The organism is Vibrio sp. 1069, assembly GCF_033340555.1.
Window position 1 is genome coordinate 1 of the sequence record NZ_JAWOWP010000730.1, and the last position, 566, is coordinate 566.

Here is a 566-nt window from a genome sequence, read left to right on the forward strand (position 1 = left end):
TTAGACCCTTACCTTTAGCCATTGTGATGTAGTCTTCAGCTAGAAGGTTGTTCATGTTGTTACGCATGTTTACTAGGAAGCCACCGATTTGAACAATCGTTGCACAAAATAGAGGCAGTACCGCGTGGTAACCAACGTCTTTAATGAATGCCCAGCTTGACCAATCTGGCACGGTGCCTGGTGTATAAGCGTAGCCAGATGGGAACCATTTCAAGCCAATTGAAAAGGTAAACAGCGCTAGCATTGCGATAACCATTTGTGGGATAGCTTGGATGATCAGTGTGCCTGGTGTTACGAAGGCATCGTAACGACTACCACGTTTCCAAGCGGCGAAGATGCCAAGAACTGATGCGATTGAGAAAGAAAGTACAACCGCTGTACCAGCTAGGAACAGAGACCAGCCAAATGCACTGCCAAGTAGAGAGTTTACTGAAAGCGGATAGAACTGAATTGAAGTACCTAGCTCCCAGCTTAGAATGTTTTTAATGTAGGACAGGTATTGGATGTAAATAGGACCATCAACGAAACCTAGCAATTCTTTCATTGCTGCGATTCGCTCTGGCGTT

General features: G+C 45.2%; 1 protein-coding gene. It reads right to left on the reverse strand.

What is annotated here, in order from left to right:
- Positions 1-566 (reverse strand): ABC transporter permease (locus R7040_RS28725; RefSeq protein WP_318097929.1); only part of this gene is annotated, 566 nt, incomplete at both ends.